Here is a 10,022-nt window from a genome sequence, read left to right on the forward strand (position 1 = left end):
AGCACCGCCTGGTAGCCGGGGCTATCTTCACCAGGTAAGGCTTCCTGAAAAGCCACCCATTTGATGGATGTGAAACCCTTGGGCTTTTTCGGATCGCTGAAGGCGAGGTAAAGTGAATGCGTTCCCTTTATTTCCGGTAAAGGCACGATTACAATGGAATCGCTTACTGTAGGAATCGGTACAGTGGCCAGTTTGGAGCCACGCAACGAATCCAGATGAATACTCATCCTGGCCGATTCAGAACCACGCTTGAAACTGACCAGCATCCGGTTTTTGCCCGTTAGAGGCACGGACTTTATTCGCGCCGATCCGCCATGCTGTCCGCCATAGTACTTGGCGTCAAGCAACGCAGAGCTAACGTATTCGTCGAAATCGTGCGAGTTGATCTTCGGTTCGGCGATGCGCAGGAATTGGGTAACCTGCTGCACTTGGCTCGGACCGTGTTGCTTCACCCAGTCTTTCACCCGTTCGACGCGGGTCGAATCTTCTCCTTCGAAAAATCGGAGTGTAGGGGTTTCACTGGTCACGTCTTCATCACGGGTGTTGTTGAAGTACGCCATGTACTTATAATAGTCGTCATGCGGGATGGGATCATAGGGATGGCTGTGGCATTGCACACAGCCGAAAGTCGTCCCTTGCCACACTTCCCAGGTCGTGTTCACGCGGTCGATTTGCGCGGCTACCCGGAATTCCTCGTCTACAGTGCCGCCCTCGTCGTTGTTCATCGTATTGCGGTGGAAACCCGTGGCGACAAGTTGCTCGTCGGTAGCAAGCCCCGTCTTTTGATTACCCATCAAATCTCCGGCGAGTTGCTCCACCGTGAACTGGCTGAACGGCTTGTCCTGGTTGAAAGCATTGATGACATAGTCGCGGTAACGCCAGATGCTGCGTCCTCCGTCACGCTCGTAACCCTTGGTGTCGGCGTATCGGGCCAGATCCATCCACATCGCCGCCCAACGCTCGCCGTAGGCCGGGGAAGCCAGCAGTCGATCGACTACCTTATCGTAAGCATTTTCTGATTCGTCACTGACAAAATTGTGGACTTCCTGCGGCGTCGGCGGCAGTCCGGTCAAGTCCAGGCTCACCCGGCGAATCAGCGTGGCGCGATCGGCCTCGGGAGAAGGGTTTAGCCCCTCTTTTTTTAGTTTAGCCAAAACGAAATGGTCGAGTTCATTTTTCGGCCAGTTTTCCACGTCACTGCCAAAGCCCAGTTTAGTCCAAAAACTGTCATTTGATGGCAATTCGGGCCGTTCCACTCGCTCATATGACCAGTGATTGCCCCACTTCGCGCCCTGATTGATCCATTTTTTCAAAGTACTCACCTCCTCGTCCGTGAGGCCGGGCCCTTTTTTCGGCATCCTCTCGTCGGGATCATCACTCAGGATGCGGCGAATCATTTCGCTGGCGTCGGCGTCGCCGCGCACCACGGGAATCTTGCCGGATTTGCCAGGATTCAGCATTTCTTCTTCAAACAGAAAGCTGACATTACCCGCTTTCTTCACGCCACCGTGACAGGCCATGCAGTTTTTATTCAAGATGGGTTTGACGTCGGCATTGTAGTCCACCTGTTTCTCAAAAAGTCCCAGCCAGGATGTCAGCAGAACCGTGACGCCGATTCCTATTACTATGAAGACGATTTTCATGGTTTAAGAATATAATTTTTTGGTGACCGGCTTCCCGAAGGGAGATTGTAGATCACTTTTTCACTAAAGGCAATTGTTGCCCAAGTCTAACGCGAAAAATCGGTAAATCATTCGGCATTATTTGAATTCAATTCACTTTATCCGAACGCAAAAATACGTACTGAGGAATTTCTTCCCAGCACGATCGCTTCCTTTTTATGAACTTTTCAAAGAAAACGGATCTCTGCTGCTGCCCGTCTTATCAAATGGGCAAAAAATAAAATTAACTACTCCCGCCGCTATTTTTTTAATCCTTATACGATAAGTGCAATAATCGTAATCAGTTATGACTATGTCAATTATATTTATTTTGATATAATCCAATTTCACTTAAAAAATATTTGGCATAAGATGCTTTTGACGATACTTTTGACGTGCCGAATACAAAAAAGGCAGATACTACATAAGTAGCTATCTGTTTATAATTCGGGTGTCAGATTTTTCACTTACCTAAAATGAAATGCAGATGAGGAAAACTGTACTATTGCTATTGATGGGTTGTCTCTGTTCGACCATGAGCCTGGCTCAAGTCAGAGAACTGAGCGGCACGATCACCGCCACCGAGGACGGGCAGGGCCTACCTGGTGCTTCTCTCATTTATAAGGGTACAAACATTGGTGCCAACGCCGACGCCGATGGCAAGTTTACGATGAAAGTACCTGGCGACGGAATTTTGGTCGTGTCATTTGTGGGCTTTCTTACTAAGGAAATCCCCATTGGTAATCAGAGTAATTTCAATATTGAACTCACCGCTGACACCCGCCAACTGGCCGAGGTAGTCGTGACGGCTTTCGGTATCGAGCGCGAGAAAAAAGCGTTGGGATACAGCGTGCAGGAAGTCAAAGGCAGTGCCCTGACGGAGTCGCGCTCGACAAACGTGGTCAACGGACTGTCGGGTAAGATCGCGGGCGTTCGCATCCAATCCAATGGTGGGCCAGGCAGCGGCTCTACGATTCAGATTCGCGGTTCTTCGTCCGTGTCGGGCAACAACCAGCCGCTAATCGTGATCGACGGCGTACCGATGGATCAAACTACCAGCAAGACCTACGGTGGGGGCATCTCGGAAATCAATCCCGACGACATCAAGGAAATGTCGGTGTTGAAAGGTCCCAACGCGGCCGCTCTTTACGGCTCCCGCGCGGCCAACGGTGTTATTCTGGTTACGACCAAAAACGGCCAGGGAACGAAAGGGTTGGGCATTTCTTTCAACTCAAACGTCACTTTCGAGCGCCCTTGGATCAAGCCTGATTTCCAGGATACTTACGGCGGTGGTAGCGGCTACCGCACCTGGTACAACGATGGCTGGAGTGGTTCGATCACCGACCCCGCCCAAATCCAGCAGTACCGCGCGGTTTACGATGCCCGTTACCCGCTGGCTGGCTCTGCCGGCACGGACGAAAGCTGGGGCGCTCCGATGGACGGTCGCCTGGTGCGGCAGTGGTGGACGGGTACCGACGTGGCTCCGCTGACGCCACAACCCAACAACTGGGAAGAGTACTGGAACACGGGTTCGACGATCAACAACAGCATCGCCCTTTCGGGCGGTAATGACAAGGGATTCTTCCGGTTGTCGCTGGGTCGCGTGGATCAAAAGGGTATCATGTACTACAATGATTACCATCGCAACAACTTCCGCATCAACTCGGGATATAACCTGACTAAGAACCTGAGCATTACCATGGCGGGCGAGTATATCAAGACCGGGGCGCGCAACCGGGGCTACACCGCGGGCCAGCAGTTCATCTGGTCGCACCGCAGCGTGTCGTGGGAGCAACTACGTAACTACGAACAGTACGAGGATGTCCACATCCAGCGCGCTGTGGCCGGGAAAACACCCGACAACGATCCGGCCAACTGGCAGCACACCTTTTTCACGAATCCGTTTTTCTCGGAAAAAAACTTGCCGAATGGCAATGACAAAGACCGCTTACTGGGTAATATCGCTCTGAATTACAAGATACTGCCTTCGCTGAGTCTGATGGTACGCACGGGTACCGACTTGTGGACGGATACGAATATCAGCGTAACCAACTTCGAGCGTACCCGCAACGGCAACACTACGCCGGGACGCTACAGCGAGTCGGTACGCCGCAGCCAGGAGACGAACCACGATTTCATCTTTACGTTCGACAAAGACCTCACGCCCGATTTCAGTACGACCGTGCAGTTCGGCGGCATCGACCGCACCAACTACTACAAGCGCAACTTCTTCAACGCCGACGGACTGGTGGTGGACGGTATCTATAACGCGGGTAACACCGTTCCCAGCCTGAACCGACTGGAAAGCTCGATCGAGAAATCGAAGGTGCAGAGCCTCTTCGCTGCTGCCAACTTCGGCTGGCGTGACATGCTGTTCCTGGACGTGACGGCCCGCAACGACTGGTCGAGTACGCTGCCCAGCGACGCCCGCTCTTATTTCTATCCTTCGGCCTCGGTGAGCGCCGTGGTGTCGGATCTGCTGAACATAAAGAGCAGTGTTTTAACTTTTGCCAAAGTTCGCGCCAGCCTGGCGCAGGTAGGCAACGACGCCGGTCCCTATCAACTGGCCCAGATTTTCGAGTCGAGCGGCTCGTGGAATGGCTCGCTGCCTAAGTTCAATGAGAGCCTCCGGATCGCCAACTCCTCGCTGAAGCCCGAGATCACGACGGGACTGGAATTTGGTGCCGATCTGCGGTTCTTCCGGGGCAAAGTCGGACTGGACGCTACCTATTACGAGCAAACGACCCGCAATCAGATTTTGGGCGTGGAAATTTCCAAGGCCAGCGGCTACAGCACCCGACTGCTCAACGCGGGTGAAATTGTCAACAAAGGCATTGAGCTGACGCTGTCGGGAACGCCCCTGAAACTCGGTAATGGGTTTAGCTGGGATGTCTCATTGAACTACGCCCGCAACCGCAACAAGGTAGTCGAACTAGCCGAGGGCTTGACGACTTACACCCTGGCTTCGCAACGCGGCATGACTTCGGAAGCCCGCGTGGGTCAGCCATACGGAACCTTCTACGGCAATGCCTTCCAGCGTTCGCCGAGCGGAGACATCGTGTATGGCAGCAACGGTCTGCCGCTGCTGCAGGGCACCCAACAGGCCATCGGAAACATTCAACCCAAGTTCACGGGTGGAATGCTGAACACCTTCAACTTCAAAGGTATCACCCTAACCGCGCTGGTAGATGTGCGCATGGGTGGCGACATCTACGACGAAGGAACGGGTACGGGCCGCTGGACAGGCCAGTACGCCGAAACGGCCCTGGGTCGCGAAGAAGGCGTGATTGGCAAAGGCGTTCGTGAACTGACCGCTGCTGATGGTACCAAGAGCTACGTACCGAACGACATCATCGTCACGGCTAACCAACTCTACCGCTATAACAACCCCCGTAACTACCACCAAGCAGCGATTTTTGACGCTAGCTACGTGAAACTGCGCGAACTGTCGCTGGGCTACAACATCCCGTCCTACTTGCTGGAAAGGCTACACATTCAGTCTGCGAAGCTGTCGCTGGTGGGCCGAAACGTGTGGATGATTTTCAAGAACACCCCGCACGTCGATCCCGAGTTCGACTCCAAAGGTGGCAATGCGCAAGGCTTCGGCTACGGAGAACTACCCAGCTCGCGCAGCATGGGCGTGAATCTGTCGCTATCGTTTTAGAACGGGATCAAATCTCAAATCTCATAATCTAGATAACATGAAAAGATATATCAATATAAAAACAGTAAGTTCCCTAGCCTTCGCGGGGGCACTTTCAATCACGAGCTGCACCAAGGACTTTGACGAAATAAACACCAACCCCAACAGCCCGACGACCATCGGGGCGCAGTACCTGCTGCCGACCGGGATCGAATCGGCGATCGACCGCTACTGGGGTCATCGCACCCGCTTCGAGCGGATCAACATCGACGCTGCTGAGCTGTACGTCCAGCACTTTACGCGAAACATTTATTCCAACGAAGGAGACAATTTCAGCGTGTCACCTGCATTGGTTGCCAACAACTGGAAGGGCTTTTATAACGACGCTCTGCTGAACTTCCAGCGGATCATCACCCAGTCGAAGACCGACGGTATCAAGCCTAACGCCAACTACGAAGGCGTGGCGCTGGTGATGCGCTCGTGGGTATTTTCGCTGCTGACGGATATGTACGGAGCTATTCCTTACTCGGAAGCATTGGCCGGCACGGCGGAGTCCCCGATTTATACACCTAAGTATGACGCAATGGAAATGGTGTACGCCGGACTGCTGAGCGATCTAAAAACCGCCAATGACAAATTAACCGTGGGTGGCCCGGCCATTTCGGGCGACATCCTGTACGGCGGCGATATTATGAAATGGAAGAAATTCGCCAATTCGCTGCGTCTCCGACTGGCGAACCGTCAGGCGGCGAAGAAATCCGCCGAGTCGAAGGCCGTTATGGCCGAAATCCTGGGCGATGCCACCAAGTACCCCATTTTTACCAGCAATGCCGATAACGCTGCTCTGCAAACTACCAGCGTGCTACCCAGCAATAACGAATGGAATCAGGTGATGGTGCAGGATGGCCGTACCGACTGGAACATTAGCGCCACCTTGGCCGATAAGCTCAATTCGCTCGGCGACACCCGCGTCACAGTCTATGCCAATCCCAATAAAGATGGCAAGTACCAGGGCCATCCCAACGGATTGCCCGACGCCATCGCCACCACCTATCTGGCGACGAGCTCGACTATCGGTAATTACTTTGTGAAGGCCGATGCCCCGGAAGTCATCATGACTTTCTCGGAACTAAACCTGATTCTGGCCGAGGCCGTGCTGGATGGCGACATTAGTGGCGACGCCAAGACGTACTTCGAAAAGGGCATCACCGCCTCTTTCGCGCAATACGGCCTTACCGTCCCAAGCGACTATCTGACGAAAGTCGGTCCCGTAACGCGCGAGAAGGTTTTGGAGCAAAAGTGGATCGCGCTGTTCGGCCAGGGCATCGAAGCCTGGATCGAGAAGCGCCGCACGGGCCTGCCGAAGTTCCCCGCTTTCGATAGCCGTGCCGTATTCGACAATGACGGCATCATGCCTACACGCTTCCCTTATCCCAACTCAGAGTATTCTTTGAACGCGACCTCTGTCGAAGCTGGAGCCGCTCTCAACGGTGGGCCAAACGACATGAAAACGAAGCTTTGGTGGGCGGAATGAAAAGGGTCAAAGGTTAACGGTTAACGGTTAACGGTTGGTTCTTCCAATTCGCTACTATTAATTTCATCACTCATCACTCATCACTCATCACTCATCATTACATGAAAAAGATATTCTCATACTCACTCATAATTATAACAGCGGTTTCTTTTGCTGCCTGTAAAGTGGACGACCCCTTTGTGGATCGGGTAGTGGCCCCGGTTTTGGTGGACATCGTGGGAGCTTCGTTTGGGGCACCCCTCTCAGGCGAGCCTACGGTTTCTTATCCAGCCAGTGGAAAAGTGACGCTGACTGCTCGCTTGCTGGAACTGGACAAAAGCGGAATTCTGGACAAAAACATCGGCATCGACTCCATTCCGGTGGCAAACATTCCGATGAAAATTACGCTGCGCAGCGGGACTGCGCTGGGCGAGACGACTTCGAACGCACAGGGCGTGGTATCGCTGGAAAAGACCTGGGCCGATTTAGGCGTACCAACGCCGAAAGCCGGGACGGTCGTCAAGATTTCGTGGTCGGGTATTCACAAAGGAGTTGCTTTTACGCGGTTATCACAGGTGCAGGCCAAGTAAAATTCACTCGTCAGATAGTGTCAATCAGTAGATTGGCACTATCTGACTTAGTATCTTGATCCTAAAAATTGCAGTTAGGGTAGTTTTAATTAGAATATTTTACAAATCTTTAACTATGCGGAATAATTTCCTAATAGTCAATGTATTATATTATTAAAAAGTTTGTCTAATTTCGTTATTACAAAACAAACACTCTGTTTTCAATCTTTACACAAAATTAATATCCTTATTCCTATGTCACGAAATATCGACCGCCGCAGTTTGCTGAAATCGGGCCTTCTCACCCTGGGTGGAATGGCCGTTGCTCCTCACCTGAAGGCGGGTGCGTTTGCTAATGCACCCCTATACCTCGACCGCTCCAACCGCATCTACCGCAGCCCGCTGCTGCGTGAGCACTTCCTGAACGGAGAATCTTTCGAGAAACTGGATGCCTCGAAAATGATTGCCAAGCTGAACGCTAACGAAAACCCTTACGGCCCTCCCGCTGCCGCCATGGAAGCAGTGAAAGAATCCGTGAACGGCGGCAACCGCTACGCCTGGCGCGAACTCTACGATCTGATTGGCAAGATTGCTACCAAGGAAGGCGTAAAGCCCGAGAACATCATGATGGGGCCCGGCTCCTCGGACTTGCTCGAAAAAGTAGCCATCGTTCTCTTCAAAGACGGCGGAAATGTGGTTTCGGCTGACCCTTCCTATATGTCGCTGATGAACGTGGCAAAGTCGGTAGGCGGTACCTGGAAAGCCGTTCCCTGCAATGACGACTGGTCGCACAACCTGAAGGCGATGGAAGCGGCCATCGACAAAGACACTAAATTGGTTTATATCTGTAATCCCAACAACCCCGTGGCGATGATCACGCCCGGCAAGGAATTGGAAGATTTCTGCTCACGCGTATCTGAGAAAGTACCTGTATTTATCGACGAGGCATACATTGAGTTGGCTGTCGGTGCCGACACCAAGAGCATGGTCGGTCTGCTGCAAAAGAACAAGAATGTCATCATCGCCCGTACTTTCTCCAAGATCATGGGCATGGCGGGTTTGAGGGTAGGCTACATCGCCGCTCAGACCGCCTTCCTCGATCAGATTCAGGATATTACGCGTGGGGGAATGGGTATTGCCTTCACTTCCATCGCAGCGGCTTCGGCAGCTCTGGACGACAAGAATTTCCAGGACAACACCCGCAAGCTCAACCACGAAGCGAAGCAATACCTGTACGCCAGCCTGGACAAGATGGGTTATAAGTACATTCCTTCCTACACCAACTTTGTGATGTTCCCCATCACGATGGATGGCAAGGAGTACCTCAAAAAAATGGCTGACAAAGGCGTCATGGTGCGCTCGTTCGATATTCATGACAAGACCTACTGCCGCGTGAGTCTGGGTACGATGGACGAAATGAAAATGTTCGTCAGTGCCTTGCAAGACGTGACCTGACCACAACCCTTTCCCGGCCCTTCGATTTGTTCGATCCAACCCATTCTTACGGATCGAAGGGCCAGTTTTTTGCTCGATTGGCAACCTATTTTTCTTCCCACTACCATGAGCGACGCTTTACAAAAAACGGTTACCCTGATTTTATTGATTGTTCTCGGTCTTATTATTCGGGGCAAATTCAAGAATAAAGAACAACTCAACGGGATCAAAGAAATCATCCTGTCGGTGGCCCTGCCCGCGACGATTTTCATCGCCATGATGAAAATCCACGTGGAAGCGTCGCTGTTTTTCATTCCGATTGCCGCTCTTGCCTTCAACTTCTTCGTCTTTTATTCTTCTCCGCTGGTTTTCAACTTCTTTGGGGTCGAGAAAAATAGTTCGACTGGGCGAACGCTGATGATGCTTTTGCCCTCGCTCGCGCCGGGCTTATCGGCCTTTCCGTTCATTGCGGAATTTTTGGGTGAACAGGGTCTGGCGAAAGCTGCCATGGCCGACGTAGGAAACAAATTCTTTGTGCTGATTTTCCTTTACATCATCGCGATGAATATGTTCCTGAAAAACAGCGTCAACGAATCGACGGACATGAAGGGGAAAATAAAAGACCTGCTGGTGAGTTTGGTGAAAGAGCCGATTAACATTCTCCTTGTTTTGGCTATTGTGCTGCTTAGCTTCGGCGTCAGCTACGCCACGCTGCCTCCGGTCATTGCCGACTTGTTCGACAAAACCAGCGCGATGATGACGCCGTTAGTACTGATATTCATTGGCCTGGCGGTACAATTGAAAGAAGGTCGAAAAAAACTGGTCATGTCGATGCTGCTGTTCCGGGCGGGTATTTCGCTCTTTTTCAGCGCCGCGCTTATTTCACTTTTCAACATTGGCGACACGACAATGGTACTTTTGGCGGTAGTGCTGCCGTTGAGCTCGGCGAGTTTCTGGCCCTTCGCCCACATCTCGGTGTTCAACCTGCGGGAGGAGGCCAAGGGGATGTCCAAGGAACGCCGGACGTTCGATGTAGAATTGGCGGTACTGATCCTGGCTTTCTCGCTGCCGTTTTCGACGATGCTGATTCTGGGCATTCTTTCCACGGGAGAGTTGTTCACGCACCTGCCCACCATTCTGATTGCGGGCGCGGTGCTTACGGCCTTGGGTATTCTTCCCAATTTGGTCACTAAATCATCTTA

6 protein-coding genes are annotated in these 10,022 nt (G+C 52.3%); 5 read left to right on the plus strand and 1 reads right to left on the minus strand.

What is annotated here, in order from left to right; translation table 11 throughout:
• A partial coding sequence (locus ACEW8P_RS26655) for a DUF1549 domain-containing protein (RefSeq protein ID WP_373516101.1) occupies positions 1–1,643 on the minus strand: 1,643 nt, incomplete at its 3' end.
• A gap of 505 nt (positions 1,644–2,148) precedes the next feature.
• Between ACEW8P_RS26655 and ACEW8P_RS26660 the strand changes: the two genes are divergently transcribed.
• The 5 genes from ACEW8P_RS26660 to ACEW8P_RS26680 all read left to right on the plus strand — a co-directional run.
• On the plus strand, positions 2,149–5,325 hold the full coding sequence (locus ACEW8P_RS26660) for a SusC/RagA family TonB-linked outer membrane protein (RefSeq protein ID WP_373516102.1): 3,177 nt from the start codon (positions 2,149–2,151) through the stop codon (positions 5,323–5,325).
• A gap of 37 nt (positions 5,326–5,362) precedes the next feature.
• The gene (locus tag ACEW8P_RS26665; RefSeq protein WP_373516103.1) at positions 5,363–6,838 is read left to right on the plus strand and encodes a SusD/RagB family nutrient-binding outer membrane lipoprotein; all 1,476 of its coding nucleotides are present in this window, start codon (positions 5,363–5,365) and stop codon (positions 6,836–6,838) included.
• 101 nt (positions 6,839–6,939) lie between these two features.
• Entirely contained in the window at positions 6,940–7,407 is a 468-nt protein-coding gene (locus ACEW8P_RS26670) for a hypothetical protein (RefSeq protein WP_373516104.1), read from the plus strand.
• Positions 7,408–7,641: 234 nt separating this feature from the next.
• Complete coding sequence (locus tag ACEW8P_RS26675; protein ID WP_373516105.1) at positions 7,642–8,841, plus strand: histidinol-phosphate transaminase; 1,200 nt, start codon at positions 7,642–7,644, stop codon at positions 8,839–8,841.
• Positions 8,842–8,946: 105 nt separating this feature from the next.
• Positions 8,947–10,022, plus strand: a 1,076-nt coding sequence (locus ACEW8P_RS26680; RefSeq protein ID WP_373516106.1) for a hypothetical protein, incomplete at its 3' end; no start/stop codon positions are given.

Origin of the sequence: Persicitalea sp. (assembly GCF_041751555.1) — a bacterium.
Lineage (GTDB): Bacteria > Bacteroidota > Bacteroidia > Cytophagales > Spirosomataceae > Persicitalea.